Source organism: Hydrocarboniphaga sp. FW305-C-57 (assembly GCF_058783045.1).
Window position 1 is genome coordinate 434,018 of record NZ_JBYSYG010000001.1, and the last position, 14,023, is coordinate 448,040.

The window sequence follows — 14,023 nt, forward strand, 5'->3', positions numbered from 1 at the left end:
AATCAGTTGTCAGGTCATCATGGGTAATCCTTGTGAATCATGCCTGAGTTGTGTCGAACCCGTGGATACGGGCCAGACGCCGGCCGGTATGTCTTGAGGGTGAATTCGGGGCCACCTCGTCCTTGAGACTGCAAAAAGCATTGCTAGAATGATTCGGCTGGCCATCCGCCAGCTGCCCACCGAGGCCTTTTCAGGACTTTCAGTTCCAATGTCTTCTTCCCCTGCTGCAAACGCTGGCGGCGAAAAACCCTCCTACAACTGGCCCGCCATCATCATGTTCGGGCTGACTACCGGCCTCATGCTGACCGTGCTGCCGCTGTACGCCTGGCACCACGATTTCAGCGCTGCGGCCTGGGTCTGGTTCGCGGTGTTCCTGTATTTCAGCGGCCTGTCGATCACCGGTGGCTACCACCGCCTGTGGTCGCACAAGGCGTATCAGGCCCACTGGAGCCTGCGCCTGTTCTATGCCGCGTTCGGCGCCCAGGCGCTGCAGAACAGCGTGCTGGTCTGGGCTTCGATGCACCGCGTGCATCACCGCGAAGTCGATCATGAAACGCGCGATCCGTACTCCTCGCGTCGCGGCCTGTGGTATTCACACATGGGCTGGATGCTGCGCGACGAGGAAGCGCACAAGCTCGACTTCGGCAACGTGCGTGATCTCGAGAAGGATCCGATCGTGGCCTTCCAGCACAAGCACTATCTCGGCATTGCCCTGTTCATGAACATCGGCGTGCCGCTGCTGGCCGGCTGGGCCACGGGCGATCCCTGGGGCACGCTGGTGCTCGCGGGCCTCGTGCGCCTGGTCGTGAATCATCACTTCACGTTCCTGATCAATTCGCTCGCCCACTTCTGGGGCCGCCAGCCCTACACCACCGAGAACTCGGCGCGCGACAACGACTTCCTCGCCGTGCTGACCTATGGCGAGGGCTACCACAACTTCCATCACCTGTTTCAGTGGGACTACCGCAACGGCATCCGCTGGTGGCAATGGGATCCGACCAAGTGGCTGATCGCCTCGATGTCCTGGCTGGGCCTGGCGAGCAACCTGCGCCGTACGCCGGAATTCCAGATCCAGCGCGCCAAGCTGCAGCGCCACTTCGAGAAGGCGCGCGAGCGCCTGGCCAAGGCCGAGTCGGGCGATCGCGTGGCTCACCTGCAATTGCTGCTCGAGCACGAGCTGCAGAGCTTCTCGGCGACCCTGTCCGAGTGGGCGCGTCTGCAGCAGGAGAAGTTCGAGCATGCCAAACAACAGCTCACCGAGCACTGGGAAACCAGCGAAGTGCGCCGCCGCATCCAGCATCTCGAAGATTCACTGCGCCAGCAGCAGAAGCGCGTGCGCCTGCTGAGTCTGCAGGTCGCCTGATCGGCCTTACCGCGGTCGAAGAAAAAGCCGGGAATCGCGAGATTCCCGGCTTTTTCGTTTTTGCTGCCCGCTAGAAAAAAGCCGCCGGGGTGGGCCGGCGGCTTTGGCTATACGCGAGGCCGATCAGTGGCGGTGGTGGTGATCGTCCCAGTGCTTGTCGCGCCGATAGTCACGGCGATCGTAGCCGCGGTAGTAATAGTTGTCGCGAACGATCACGCGCGGCGGCGGGGCGTAGTACACGACCGTAGGCGGCGGCGGTGGCGGCGCGTAATAGCGAACCGGTGGCGGAGCGTAGTAATTGTCGTAATAGACACGCTCGCGATAAACCGGCGGACGATAGCTGTCGTAGTAGACGACGCCAGGTGCCGGCAGGCCGATGCCGATCGACACGTTCGCGCCCGCGCTTGCGGTGCCGATACTGCCGATGCCGCAAGCGACGAGCGCCGATGCGGCCAGCCATTTGACGAGTTTCATGTGACGCTCCGGGGGATGGTACGGAGCCATCATGGGTTCATGCAATGAACCCGATCTGAACTGATCGAGAGTGCAAAATGCAGTCTCGATGTTGTCGAGCTTCAACGAAAAACGCCCGGACGAACCGGGCGTTTTCGCAGATACCAATCGCCGAGGAGCATCAGGCGCGCTTGCGCTCGTGCTCCTTGAGGAACTTCTTGCGGATACGGATGCTGGTCGGCGTCAGTTCGACGAGTTCGTCCTCGTTGATGAACTCGAGCGCCTGTTCGAGCGAGTGCTTGACCGGCGGCGTCAGGATCACGTTTTCGTCCGAGCCCGAAGCGCGCATGTTCGTGAGCTTCTTGCCCTTGAGCACGTTGACGACGAGGTCGTTGTCGCGCGAGTGGATGCCGACGATCTGGCCTTCGTACACGTCGACCGCCGGGTCGACCATCATGCGGCCGCGCTCCTGCAGGTTGAACAGCGCGTACGGCGCGGTCTTGCCCTGTTCGTTGGAGATCAGCACGCCGTTGTGGCGCTGGCCGATGTCGGCGTTGTCGGCCTTCGGACCGAAGTGGTCGAAGTTGTGGAACAGCAGGCCGGTGCCGGAGGTCATCGACATGAATTCAGTCTGGAAGCCGATCAGGCCGCGCGACGGAATCATGTAGGACAGGCGCACGCGGCCTTTGCCGTCGACCACCATGTCGAGCATCTTGCCGCCACGTTCGGCGAGGCCCTGGATGGTGCCGCCCTGGTTGGCTTCCTCGACGTCGGCGACCAGCGATTCGTACGGCTCGCAGATCTCGCCGTCGATTTCCTTGAGGATGACCTGCGGACGCGAAACGGCGATCTCGAAGCCTTCGCGGCGCATGTTCTCGAGCAGGATGCCCAGGTGCAGCAGGCCGCGGCCGGAGACGCGGAACTGGTCGGGGGAATCGCCCGGCTCGACGCGCAGGGCGACGTTGGTCTGCAGCTCTTTCTGCAGGCGGTCACCGATCTGGCGCGAGGTGACGAACTTGCCTTCCTTGCCCGCGAACGGCGACTTGTTGACCTCGAAGATCATGCTCATCGTGGGCTCGTCGACGGTCAGCGTCGGCAGCGCCTCGGGCACCTTCGGGTCGCAGATGGTCTCGGAGATGCCGAGCTCGGCGATGCCGGTGACGGCGATGATGTCGCCGGCCTCGGCTTCGGGAACCTCGACCTTGTCCAGGCCCATGAAGCCGAGGATCTGCAGCACGCGGCCCATGCGGACTTCACCATTGCGGTTGACCACCGAGACCGGCGAGTTCGCCTTGATCTTGCCGCGGCTGATGCGGCCGGTGCCGATCACACCGACGTAGGTCGAGTAGGCCAGCGAGATGACCTGCATCTGGAACGGACCGTCGGCATCGACCTTCGGCGGGGCGACCTTGTCGACGATGGTCTGGAACAGCGGGTCCATGTTGCCTTCGCGCACCGAGCCGTCGAAGCCGGCGTAGCCGTTGAGCGCCGAGGCGTAGACGATCGGGAAGTCGAGCTGGGTGTCGGTGGCGCCGAGCTTGTCGAACAGGTCGAACACCTGGTCGACGACCCAGTCCGGACGCGCGCCCGGACGGTCGACCTTGTTGATGACGACGATCGGGTTCAGGCCCATCGCGAACGCCTTCTGCGTCACGAAGCGGGTCTGCGGCATCGGGCCGTCCTGCGCGTCGACGAGCAGGCAGACGCAGTCGACCATCGACAGCACGCGCTCCACTTCGCCGCCGAAGTCGGCGTGGCCGGGGGTGTCGACGATGTTGATGCGGTAATCGATGCCCGAGCGCTTGTCGTGCCAGCGGATCGCGGTGTTCTTCGACAGGATGGTGATGCCGCGCTCACGCTCCAGGTCATTGCTGTCCATCACGCGCTCGCCGAGGTTCTCGCGGGCGTCGAGGGTCTGGGACTGGCGCAGCAGTTTGTCGACAAGGGTGGTCTTGCCATGATCGACGTGGGCGATGATGGCGATGTTGCGAAGATTCTGAATCACGAGAGATACCGACGAAGTAAGGACGGGATCGCCTGCGATCCCGCATTGAAAGTCCGCGCCAGAGATGGCGCGGGCTTGGCCAGGACGGCCAAAACAACAAGACACCCCAAAAAAGATCGCGGATTCTACGCTGGCGCCGATGACGCGGATAGGGGCGAGGCGGTTCCGCCAAGGCTCCGTCACGCAATTTTCTATTGACCAGGCCCGTCGCGGCCGCCCAGAATCGCCGCATGTCGACTCTTTTCCTTGCTCTCGTTCGCCGACGTCGCCCGGTTCCCGTTACGGGAAGCCGCCTCTGCGCGCGTCGACGACGAGAACGCTGCTAAAAGCATCAGCGTGACGTCACGAAGGCCACAGGCGAACCCTGTGGCCTTTTTGTTTCTGCTCACTTTTTTCGCAAGGATCGATACGTGGAATTCAACTGTGGGACCCCGCTGGACAATGCCGCCGATTTCTCTCCAGATGCCCTCATGCACGTCGCCGACCGGCCTCCGCCGGTGTTCGTGCGCGGCCAGGGCTCCTGGCTCTGGGACCGCGAGGGCCGTCGCTACCTGGATTTCGTGCAAGGCTGGGCGGTCAATGCGCTCGGGCACAGCCCGGCGCTGATCGCGCAGACGCTCGCCGCCCAGGCCGCGACGCTGATCTCGCCCGGCCCGGGCTACTGGAACGCTCCGAGCGCCCGGCTCGCGTCCCGGCTGGTTGCGCACTCCTGCTTCGACCGCGTGTTCTTCGCGAGCAGCGGGGCCGAGGCCAACGAGGGCGCGATCAAGCTCGCGCGCAAGTTCGGGGCGCTGCATCGCGACGGGGCCTACGAGATCATCGGCTTCGACCAGGGCTTTCACGGCCGCACGCTGGCGACGATGTCGGCATCGGGCAAACCCGGCTGGGAGGCGCTGTTCGCGCCGAAGGTGCCGGGCTTCCCGAAAGCGAAGCTCAACGACCTGGCATCGGTCGAAGCGCTCATCACCGGGAAGACCGTCGCGGTGATGCTCGAACCGATCCAGGGCGAAGCGGGCGTACGGCCGGCGAGCGACGAATTCCTGCGCGATCTCAGGAAGCTCACGCGGGAGCGCGGCCTGCTGCTGATGTGCGACGAGGTGCAGACCGGCATGGGCCGCACGGGCAAGCTGTTCGCGCATGAATATGCCGGCATCGAGCCGGACGTGATGACGCTCGGCAAGGGCATCGGCGGCGGCGTGCCGCTCGCCGCGCTGCTCGCGCGCGAGGAGGTCTGCTGCTTCGAGCCGGGCGATCAGGGCGGCACCTACAACGGCAATCCGCTGATGGCGGCGGTCGGCGAGGCGGTGTTCGGGGCGATCACGGCACCGGGCTTTCTCGATGAAGTCGTCGCCGGGGGCGAGCGGCTCGCGGCCGGTCTGGCGCAGCTGTCGGCCCGGCATGCGCTCGGTGACGTGCGCGGCCGTGGCCTGCTGCGGGCGCTCGACCTGGGTGGCGACTTCGCGTTCGATCTCGTGCGCCGGGCGCGCGAATCGGGCCTGCTGATCAACGCGCCGAGGCCGAACCTGCTGCGCCTGATGCCGGCGCTGACGGTCACGCCGGACGAGATCGACGAGCTGCTGAGCCGGCTCGACGTTCTGCTCGCGGAGCGCCGCGTCGCCTGATGAAGTCGTGCCCGACTCCGGTCGCCGTTGCGGCTCTGGAGTCGGGACGCAAAGTTTCCCTAAACTGCTCGTCTTGTGCGACCGGGGTGGACGAGCGAATCACGATGAGTGTTCTGCACAAAGCGACGCGGCTGGTCCTCGGGCGCAAGCTCGATCCGTTCGATCCCAACACCCGCCACAGCATCGCCCTCGTCGCGATCCTGGCCTGGATCGGCCTCGGCGCCGACGGCCTGTCGTCCTCGTGCTACGGCCCTGAGGAAGCCTTCCTCGCGCTCGGCGTGCATACCGACATGGCGCTGTTCCTGGCGATCGCGACGGCGGTGACGGTGTTCGTGATCGCGGCCTCGTACAACCAGGTCATCGACCTGTTTCCGTCCGGCGGCGGGGGCTACAAGGCGGCGACCAAGCTGATCGGCCCGCGCGCCGGGCTCATCAGCGGCTCGGCGCTGATCGTCGACTACGTGCTGACGATCGCGATCTCGGTGGCCAGCGGCACCGATGCGCTGTTCAGCCTGCTTCCGCCTTCGCTGCACGCGGTCAAGCTGCCGTCCGAAGCGCTGCTGGTCTGCCTGCTCACGGTGCTGAACCTGCGCGGCATGAAGGAATCGATCCGCGTGCTCGCCCCGATCTTCCTGGGCTTCGTGCTCACGCACGTCGCGCTGATCGTCTATGGCGTGTCGGCGCATGCCGACGGCATCGGCACGCTGTGGCCGCAGTCGGTCGCCGAGGCCGAGCAGCTTTCGGCCGAGAGCGGATGGTTCTTCGTCGTCGCCCTATTCCTGCGCGCCTACTCGATCGGCGGCGGTACCTACACCGGCATCGAGGCGGTTTCGAACAACGTCAACATGCTCGCCGAGCCGCGCGTGAAGACCGGCCACTGGACCATGTTCTACATGGCGTTCTCGCTGGCCTTCATGGCCGGCGGGATCATCCTGCTGTACCTGCTCTGGGACGCGCAGCACGTGCCCGGGCAGACGCTCAACGCGGTGACCTTCCGCGACATTCTCGGCAACGCCTTCGGCGACACGCCGAGCACGCACGTGGCGCTCGGTGTGGTGCTGCTGTTCGAAGTGGGCCTGCTGCTCGTGGCCGCGAACACCGGTTTTCTCGGTGGCCCGGCGGTGCTCGCGAGCATGGCCTCGGATCGCTGGGTGCCGCGCCAGTTCCGCCAGCTGTCGAACCGCATGGTCACGCAGAACGGCGTGCTGCTGATGGGCATCGGCGCGCTGCTGATCGTGCTCGCGACGCAAGGCAAGGTCGCTCTGCTCGTGGTGCTCTACAGCATCAACGTGTTCATCACCTTCACGCTGACCTTGTTCGGGCTTACGCGCCACTGGTGGCAGCAGCGGCGCTACATCCTGGTGTGGAAGCGCCCGCTGCTGCTGTCGATGCTCGGCCTGCTCGTCACCGCGTTCATGCTCACGGTGATCCTGGTCGAGAAGTTCCTGCTCGGCGGCTGGGTGACGCTGCTGATCACCGGCGCGGTCGCCGCCGTCTGCGTGGCGATTCGCCGGCACTACGACGAGGTCAAGCGCCTGCTCGCGCGCGTCGACCAGCTCGCCCCGCGTGCGACCTGGCTCGACGAGCAGCCTCCGCCTTGCGACAAGAGCGCACCGACCGCGATCGTGCTCGTCGGCGCCAATCGCGGGGCGGGGTACCGCACGGTGGAATGGGTGCGCTCGATGTTCCCCGGGCTCTACACGAACTTCGTGTTCGTCGCCGTCGGCGAAGTCGATCGCGATGCCTTCGACAGCGAACGCTCTCTCGAAGCGATGCGCGCACGGCTGCAGAATTCGCTCGCCTACTTCGTCGGCTACTGCGCGAGCCAGGGCCTGGCCGCAACCTCGTACGAAGGCTACGGCGCCGATCCGCAGAGCGAGCTCGTCGCCCTGATCGACAAGGTGTTCGACGATTATCCGAACAGCGTCTGCTTCGCGAGCCGCATCGTCTTCCGCAAGGAAAACCTGTTCACCTCACTGCTGCACAACCAGATGCCGATCGCGGTGCAGCGGCGCCTGCACGAGCAGAATCGCAAGATGATCATCGTGCCCGTGAAGATCGAGGAAGACGACACGCCGTCGAGCACGACGCGCGTGCCGGTGCACTGAGCGCCTACTGCTTCCAGGCTTCGGTCGCCTCCCACAGCCGCAGATAAACCTCGGCCGACGAGAACAGCTCGCGCAGCGCCTGATCGACCTGCGCGGGTGTGCGATCGTCGGTGTGCAACTGCATGTCCGCGATCTGGTCGGGATACATCCCGTAATGCGCGACGCCGCGGCCATCGTAGAGATCGAACACATGATCGCCGGTCACCTGGCGATCGAAGCGCACGCGGCCGTCGACCGAGGTGAACGGATATAGCGGCGTGTCGGCCGCACCGCTGTTGCCCGGCAGCGAGGCGATGCCGTTGACGTCGGTCGCCAGGCCCGTGCCGACCACGCCCGCGACGCGATGCCTGGCCGGCCGGTCCTCGACCTTCACGAGCCGGTCGACCCAGTCGCTGCGCGAACTCGCGAAGCGGCCGATCATGCCGCCGCTCGCCGACAGTCGATCGAGCAGCTGCTCCGAATACAGCCAGTCGTGGCTGCTGATCAGGCCCGGATAGCCGTTGTTCTCCGCGAGTTCGAGAATGCGGTCGATCACGCCGAGGCTGCTGTGATCGACCTCGATGAACATGCGACGGCGCATGAGCTCCTGCACGAAGAACTGGCCGAGCTCGGTGATGCCGCGCTTGTTGCAGAGCCCGTGTTCGGAGCTCGGCGCGAGCGGCGGAATCGGCAGCGCCTGGCTGAGCTGTCCATTGATGTATTCGAGCTGGCGCAACAGCTGATCGATGATGCCGAGCGGATTCGCCCCGTCCGGATGCGAAGCGGAATCGTCGCCGAAGCTTTCGGGGCAGGCTTCGAATTCGAGTGGATGTCCGGTCTCGGCGAGATTGCCCACGTAGAGGATCGTGCCGATGCCGAGCGCCTCGTCGGGCACCACGCCGCCGAAGGCGTTGTCGAACTTGTGGATCGGAAAGATGTGCCGGATGCCGGCCGCGTAAGCCGCATCGAGCCGCTCGACGATCTGCTCGCGCGTGCATTCGGGTACGTCGAGGAACTCGCCGCAATCGAAGATCTTCGAGATCTCGATGCCCTGCACGACCGCGAGCTTGCCGCTCTCGATCACGCGGCGCGCATCGCTCGGCGAAGTCACGATGCGGAACCAGCCCTTGCCCGGTCCGCCGTTCTGCGCGTCGATGTAGTCCTGCATCTCGCGCAGCCGCTGCGCCTGCAGGCGCCAGTTCACTTCGAAGTGGCAGTCGTTCTGCTTCTGCGGATTGAGCTGGCACAGGATCTCGTTGCCCGTGTAGTGATTCACGAGCAGGCGCAGACCGCCCAGATAGCTGCGCTCGATCCACTTGTAATAGCTCTGGTGATGCTGCAGCGAGTCGTGGCGCGGCCAGAAATTGAAGCTCGGCCAACCCTTGGTTTCGTGCACGGGATTGAAGCCCGAAGTCACCGTTTCGACGACGCCGAGTATGCCTTGCGGGCCATGGTTGACCTCGCAATCGTCGAGCGCGTGATCGACGCCGAACTTGTGGAACGGGTCGCCATAGTTCACGCGACCGCCGATGAACTCGTAGGCGGTGATGTGCGAATGCCCGTCGACGTAGCCGTACAGGTCATGCGCGCCGATCGTCGAGGCTCCGGCACTCTTCGCGAACAGCGGCACGTCGCGCAGATAGATCGCAGGTCCGCGCTCGTCGATGATCCGTGCGTTGGTGTCGACCTCGGGATACGCCGCGCAGCCCTGCGCGGGCGCGAGCTTGAACTCGGTGTCGATGCCGGCCGTGGTCGCGCTCGTGAGCGCGAGGATGCCGTGCGAGGCCGCGAGTCTTTGTCCGGTGATCGCCGAGCTCAGGCTGAAGCGTCCGTTCGATGCGGGCAGCAGGTTCCACACCGCGAGATCGTTGGCCTCGTTCACGAGCGCCAGGCTCGGATTGACATTGATACCGCCGAGTCCGCCGCCGATGCCGCCGATGGTTTCACCGCCTTCGCGAATGATGCCGCCGCCCGGCGCGAGCGGATCGAGGACGATGGCGGTGATGTCGCCGACGCCCGCGATCAGGTTGCCGACTTCGCCGATGAAATTGCCGGTGGCGTCGAGGAACTCACCGGCTGGATCGCGAATGCCGAGCAGCGATTTGCTGCCGCGCTCGCCCGCGGCGCGCCGATAGCCCGACATCAGCAGATACGAGCCGAGCGCGGTCGGACGCATCGTGAACGCAACGGCTTTCGACGCATCGTCGCTCAGCGTGTAGTCGGCGCCCGAAGAATCGATCGCGACGTAGCCCGAATCCGACTGCAGCGTGTAGCAGCCGTTGGCGAACGAGTAGATCGTCTGCGCGGTGCCCGAGGGCTCGTCGGGACCGTCGCCCGGCACCACGCCCGAGGGTCCATGGGCTTCGCAGGCCGCGAGCAGGCCCGTCAGAAAAACCGAGACGCACAGCACCGCTGCGGTCCGTGCAAACCGTCGTTTCATGCTGCTTCTCCCTCATGGTCCGCATCTGAGGCGCGGACTCTCGAGGGAAGCGTAGTTTCATGGAGCGACGCTGACGATCGGTAAAACCAGCCCATACCGAGTTGGACTGGATCGGGACTCAGCTGTTTATCTAAGGCCCGGTCAAGATCGATTTGACTTCGACATGCGACACGGTTTTCGATCGATCAATATCGACCTGGATCGAGATGTCTTCGTGTATGAACCCTTTTTTGACGTCGCGGATGATGGACATGTATTGACCATCTAGAACGGCGAGATCCCGTCGCTCGAAGTGCAAAGTGACTGGCAGAAGTTCTTCTGCCAGCACGTAACTGAACTCGACGCCCTCGCTCTCGAGTACCGATTCGACTTCGGCTGAGGGCATCCCGACGACGATTCGATTTCTCAGCCGCTCGGCCAGCTCGATCTTTTGCTGATCGGGAATGGCTTGAGTCGCAGCGCAGCCCGACAGCAAGGCGAGAAAAGCCGCAGCAACGCCTTGCGCGATGTTCACTGTGCTAATCGATCACGCGCACGCAGGCCGCCGAGCGACGCGCCTTGGCGCGTGCTTCGTCGATGCTTGCAGCGAGCGCCAGCGCGACGCCCATGCGGCGGCGACCGACGATCTCGGGCTTGCCGAACAGGCGCAGCTGCGTGTCGGGTTCGGCGAGCGCTTCGGCCGCACCGGCGTAGCGCGGGGCCTTGCGGTCGCCTTCGAGCAGGATCGCGCAGGAGGCCGAAGCGCCGCGCTGCGCGATGTTCGGAATCGGCAGGCCGAGGATCGCGCGCGCATGCAGCGCGAACTCCGACAGATCCTGCGAGATCAGCGTGATCAGGCCGGTGTCGTGCGGGCGCGGCGAGACTTCGCTGAAGATCACCGCGTCGCCTTTGACGAACAGCTCGACACCGAACAAGCCGCGCCCGCCGAGATTGGCGGTGATGCTTTCGGAAATCTGCTGCGCCTTCTGCAGCGCTGTGTTCGACATCGGATGCGGCTGCCAGCTTTCGCGGTAGTCGCCGTCGATCTGCAGATGGCCGATCGGCGCGCAGAACGAGGTCTTGATGCCGCCCGCGCCGTCGTTGTGGCGCACGGTCAGCAAGGTGATTTCGTAATCGAAGTCGATGAAGCCTTCGACGATCACGCGACCCGCGCCGGCACGTCCACCGGCCTGCGCGTAGTCCCAGGCCTTCTGCGCATCGGCCGGCGTCTTGACGACGGACTGGCCCTTGCCCGACGAGGACATCAGCGGCTTGACCACGCAAGGCGTGCCGAGCGCCTTGATCGCCTCGTGATACTCGGCCTTGTTGTCGGCGAAGCGATACGGCGAGGTCGGCAGGCCGAGCGTTTCGGCGGCGAGACGGCGGATGCCTTCGCGATCCATCGTCAGCCGCGCGGCGCGCGCAGTCGGAATCACCGTATAGCCCTCGGCTTCGAGCGCCTGCAGCGTCGGCGTATGAATGGCTTCGATCTCGGGCACGATCAGATGCGGTTTCTCGAGTTCGACGATGCGACGCAGCTCGTCGCCGTCGAGCATGCGCAGCACGTGATGACGGTGTGCGACCTGCATCGCGGGCGCATCGGCATAGCGATCGCAGGCGATCGTCTCGACACCGAGGCGCTGCAGCTCGATGACGACTTCCTTGCCGAGTTCGCCCGAGCCGAGCAGGAGGACGCGCGTTGCGCCAGAGGACAGCGGAGTGCCGAAGGTCGTCATTTGCATTCTGTGAGAGCCGAAATCGGCTCAATTATGCCGCCAAGCTCATTTTGAATTCAGTAACGAGCCGGGCCCGCGCCTCTACGGTGACAGGCCATCCTCGATCGAAGGAGATGTCGCATGCTGGTTCAGCAAAACCAGCAGCGACTGTGGCCTGGGGGAGCTGCGTCGCTGCTCGTGTCGATCACTGCGCTCGCCTTGCTGGTGCTTCTGGCCGTTGGCGGCTTGAGCGGGCTTCGCAGCCGCACGGCCGATTCCGCCGTCGCCATCGCGGCGCTGTCGGACTGGCGACCCGTGAGTCTGCTGGAAGCCGATTCCCCACGCGCGCGTTCGCTCAGGGCGAAGGTGGTGCCGGTGGTGCTACCGGATGAAAGCCGCGCCAAGCTGCTCGTCGATGGCGACGGCCTGCCGCAGGCGTTGGTGTTCGCATCGTCGAACGTGCTGGCCGGCCCGCGCGAGCGCGCGCTGCAGGCCGGCGCGGTGATCGCCGATGACGACAGCCTGGTGATGCAGGCGAAAACGAGCGAGGGGCAGGTGCTCGACTTCGTCGTCAAGCCCGACGGCGATGCGCTCGTTTCCGCGCCCCAGCCTTGACGAGCTCGCTACTTCTGGCAGCTCGGGCAGAAGAAGCTCGACCGCTGGCCGATCACGAGCTTGCGTATCGGCTTGCTGCAGACGCGACAGGCTTCACCGTCGCGTCCGTAGACATCGAGCACCTGCTGGAAATAGCCCGGCGCTCCGTCGGCTCCGGCGTAGTCGCGCAGCGTCGTGCCGCCTTGCTCGATGGCGGCCGCGAGCACTTCGCGAATGGCGACGGCGAGCTTGTCGTAGCGGGGCCGGCTGACGTCGCCGGCTGGGCGCGTGGGACGAATGCCGGCGCGAAACAGCGATTCGGCCGCATAGATGTTGCCCGCGCCGACCACCACCCCACCGTCCATGATGAAACTCTTGACGGCGGTCCTGCGGCCGCGCGACAGCGTGTGCAGATATTCGCCATTGAACGCGTCCGAAAACGGTTCGGGGCCCATCGTCGCGAGGAGTGGATGCAGCGGCTCGCCGGTCCGCCAGAGCAGCATCGCGCCGAAGCGGCGCGGATCGTTGAAGCGCAGCAGCGTGCCGTCGTCGAGCTCGACATCGACGTGATCGTGCTTAAGCAAGGCGTGGCCGCTGCGCAGCACGAACAATCGGCCCGACATGCCCAGATGCACGAGCAGCCGATCGCCATTGTCGAGCACGAGCTGCAGATACTTGCCGCGACGCTCGGTCGCAACGACGCTCCGGCCGACCAGGTTCGCCGCGAAGTCTTCCGCGATCGGCCAGCGCAGCCGCTTCTCGCGAACGACCACGCGCTCGATGCGGCGGCCGAGCACATGCGGCTCGACTCCGCGTCGAACGGTTTCGACTTCGGGCAGTTCGGGCATCAGGGCTGCGTCGGCACCGGCGCGCTGGCTTCTGGCAGTGGCGTTTCGACCGCGGGCTTGGCTTCGCCGGCCTTGGGCAGCTCCAGCATCTTGCCGACTTCGTTCTTGTCGATCGTGTAGCGCACGTTCAAGTCCGGACGCGACAGGATGAACTGCGGCGCACGCGCAGTGACGATGAAGTTGAGCGTGCGGCCGTCGGCGAGCGTCACCGCGACGGCTTCGCCCTGCGAGCCTTGTGCGAGCTCGGCGCCGTTCCACATGGCCTTGCTGCCGTTCCAGGCGTCGACGACGGTTTGCAGGTCGATGGGCTTGGCTTGCGGATGCTCGGGCGAAGCCCATTCGCCGGCCGCGTTCTTCTCGATCGTCAGGCCCGGCAGCGCGAGCTTGGTGATCTGCGCCCCGAGCGGCACGATGCTCTTCGACAGCAGGTCGCTGTAATCCTTGTCGAGCGCGGCGCTCGAGGGATTGTCGATCAGCGCCACCTTGTCGCCGTTCACGCGCACGTAGCGCCGATAGCGGATCGGCTCGTCGCCACCGAAGTCGAGCGTCTGGTCGTTGAGCGTGATGCGAAACGCGGGCGGCTCGAGGCCGAGCGCCTTGTAGTCGAGATCGTGGTCCGTGAGTTCGGACTGGCGCTTGGTGTCGGCCAGGCCGACGAGCGCGCTGACTTCGAAGCTGTCGGTATCGGCCTGCACGGGCGCGACGAGCTTCCACTCGCCGTCGCGCTTCTCGAGCTTGATCGCGGGCGAGTCCGGGTGCTCGATGCTGATCCTGTCGACCGCGGCGGGCGCGAGCGAGGTCAGCGGACCGCTGGACTTGTCGTCGTCCTTCTTGCCGCTGATCCAGACCGCGACGCCAAGGCCGATCGCGATCACGAGCAGGCCGCCGTTGAGTATCGTGCGATTCATGCGCGCCGT

Annotated in this window: 11 protein-coding genes; 4 read left to right on the forward strand and 7 right to left on the reverse strand. The window is 65.2% G+C overall.

Annotation, left to right across the window (positions count from 1 at the left end):
- The first annotated feature begins 208 nt into the window (after positions 1-208).
- Positions 209-1,363 carry an acyl-CoA desaturase gene (locus tag AC3WUM_RS02145; RefSeq protein ID WP_492408424.1) on the forward strand — a complete coding sequence of 385 codons (1,155 nt, stop codon included), beginning with the start codon at positions 209-211 and terminating at the stop codon, positions 1,361-1,363.
- A gap of 123 nt (positions 1,364-1,486) precedes the next feature.
- Here AC3WUM_RS02145 and AC3WUM_RS02150 read toward each other — a convergent pair whose 3' ends face one another.
- Both AC3WUM_RS02150 and typA read right to left on the reverse strand, forming a co-directional pair.
- Entirely contained in the window at positions 1,487-1,837 is a 351-nt protein-coding gene (locus AC3WUM_RS02150) for a hypothetical protein (protein WP_492408425.1), read from the reverse strand.
- A 160-nt stretch (positions 1,838-1,997) separates the two neighbouring features.
- Entirely contained in the window at positions 1,998-3,821 is a 1,824-nt protein-coding gene (typA, locus tag AC3WUM_RS02155; protein WP_492408426.1) for a translational GTPase TypA, read from the reverse strand.
- A 410-nt stretch (positions 3,822-4,231) separates the two neighbouring features.
- Here typA and AC3WUM_RS02160 point away from each other — a divergent pair, with 410 nt between their 5' ends.
- Both AC3WUM_RS02160 and AC3WUM_RS02165 read left to right on the forward strand, forming a co-directional pair.
- Complete coding sequence (locus AC3WUM_RS02160; protein ID WP_492408427.1) at positions 4,232-5,443, forward strand: acetylornithine transaminase; 1,212 nt, start codon at positions 4,232-4,234, stop codon at positions 5,441-5,443.
- A gap of 104 nt (positions 5,444-5,547) precedes the next feature.
- Positions 5,548-7,551: an APC family permease gene (locus AC3WUM_RS02165; protein WP_492408428.1), complete on the forward strand. Its 2,004-nt coding sequence runs from the start codon at positions 5,548-5,550 to the stop codon at positions 7,549-7,551.
- 4 nt (positions 7,552-7,555) lie between these two features.
- On the opposite strand, the gene AC3WUM_RS02170 is transcribed toward AC3WUM_RS02165, so the two are convergent.
- The 3 genes from AC3WUM_RS02170 to purT all read right to left on the reverse strand — a co-directional run bounded on the left by AC3WUM_RS02170 (position 7,556) and on the right by purT (position 11,685).
- On the reverse strand, positions 7,556-9,970 hold the full coding sequence (locus AC3WUM_RS02170; RefSeq protein WP_492408429.1) for a hypothetical protein: 2,415 nt from the start codon (positions 9,968-9,970) through the stop codon (positions 7,556-7,558).
- Positions 9,971-10,100: 130 nt separating this feature from the next.
- On the reverse strand, positions 10,101-10,484 hold the full coding sequence (locus tag AC3WUM_RS02175) for a hypothetical protein (protein WP_492408430.1): 384 nt from the start codon (positions 10,482-10,484) through the stop codon (positions 10,101-10,103).
- Positions 10,485-10,488: 4 nt separating this feature from the next.
- A complete protein-coding gene (purT, locus tag AC3WUM_RS02180) occupies positions 10,489-11,685 on the reverse strand; it encodes a formate-dependent phosphoribosylglycinamide formyltransferase (RefSeq protein WP_492408431.1) in 1,197 nt (398 codons plus the stop codon).
- 120 nt (positions 11,686-11,805) lie between these two features.
- Between purT and AC3WUM_RS02185 the strand changes: the two genes are divergently transcribed.
- Positions 11,806-12,279 (forward strand): hypothetical protein, encoded by a 474-nt coding sequence (locus tag AC3WUM_RS02185; RefSeq protein WP_492408433.1) that lies wholly within the window; start codon positions 11,806-11,808, stop codon positions 12,277-12,279.
- An 8-nt stretch (positions 12,280-12,287) separates the two neighbouring features.
- On the opposite strand, the gene mutM is transcribed toward AC3WUM_RS02185, so the two are convergent.
- Both mutM and AC3WUM_RS02195 read right to left on the reverse strand, forming a co-directional pair.
- A complete protein-coding gene (gene mutM, locus AC3WUM_RS02190; RefSeq protein ID WP_492408434.1) occupies positions 12,288-13,106 on the reverse strand; it encodes a bifunctional DNA-formamidopyrimidine glycosylase/DNA-(apurinic or apyrimidinic site) lyase in 819 nt (272 codons plus the stop codon).
- The gene (locus tag AC3WUM_RS02195) at positions 13,106-14,014 is read right to left on the reverse strand and encodes a DUF4340 domain-containing protein (RefSeq protein WP_492408435.1); all 909 of its coding nucleotides are present in this window, start codon (positions 14,012-14,014) and stop codon (positions 13,106-13,108) included. The genes mutM and AC3WUM_RS02195 overlap by 1 nt, the downstream gene beginning before the upstream one ends.
- Positions 14,015-14,023 lie beyond the last annotated feature (9 nt).

Coding starts and splice junctions, on each gene's coding strand:
- AC3WUM_RS02145 (WP_492408424.1), top strand. CDS start 209: ATGTCTTCTTCCCCTGCTGCAAACGCTGGCGGCGAAAAACCCTCCTAC.
- AC3WUM_RS02150 (WP_492408425.1), bottom strand. CDS start 1,837: ATGAAACTCGTCAAATGGCTGGCCGCATCGGCGCTCGTCGCTTGCGGC.
- AC3WUM_RS02165 (WP_492408428.1), top strand. CDS start 5,548: ATGAGTGTTCTGCACAAAGCGACGCGGCTGGTCCTCGGGCGCAAGCTC.
- AC3WUM_RS02170 (WP_492408429.1), bottom strand. CDS start 9,970: ATGAAACGACGGTTTGCACGGACCGCAGCGGTGCTGTGCGTCTCGGTT.
- purT (WP_492408431.1), bottom strand. CDS start 11,685: ATGACGACCTTCGGCACTCCGCTGTCCTCTGGCGCAACGCGCGTCCTC.
- AC3WUM_RS02185 (WP_492408433.1), top strand. CDS start 11,806: ATGCTGGTTCAGCAAAACCAGCAGCGACTGTGGCCTGGGGGAGCTGCG.
- mutM (WP_492408434.1), bottom strand. CDS start 13,106: ATGCCCGAACTGCCCGAAGTCGAAACCGTTCGACGCGGAGTCGAGCCG.
- AC3WUM_RS02195 (WP_492408435.1), bottom strand. CDS start 14,014: ATGAATCGCACGATACTCAACGGCGGCCTGCTCGTGATCGCGATCGGC.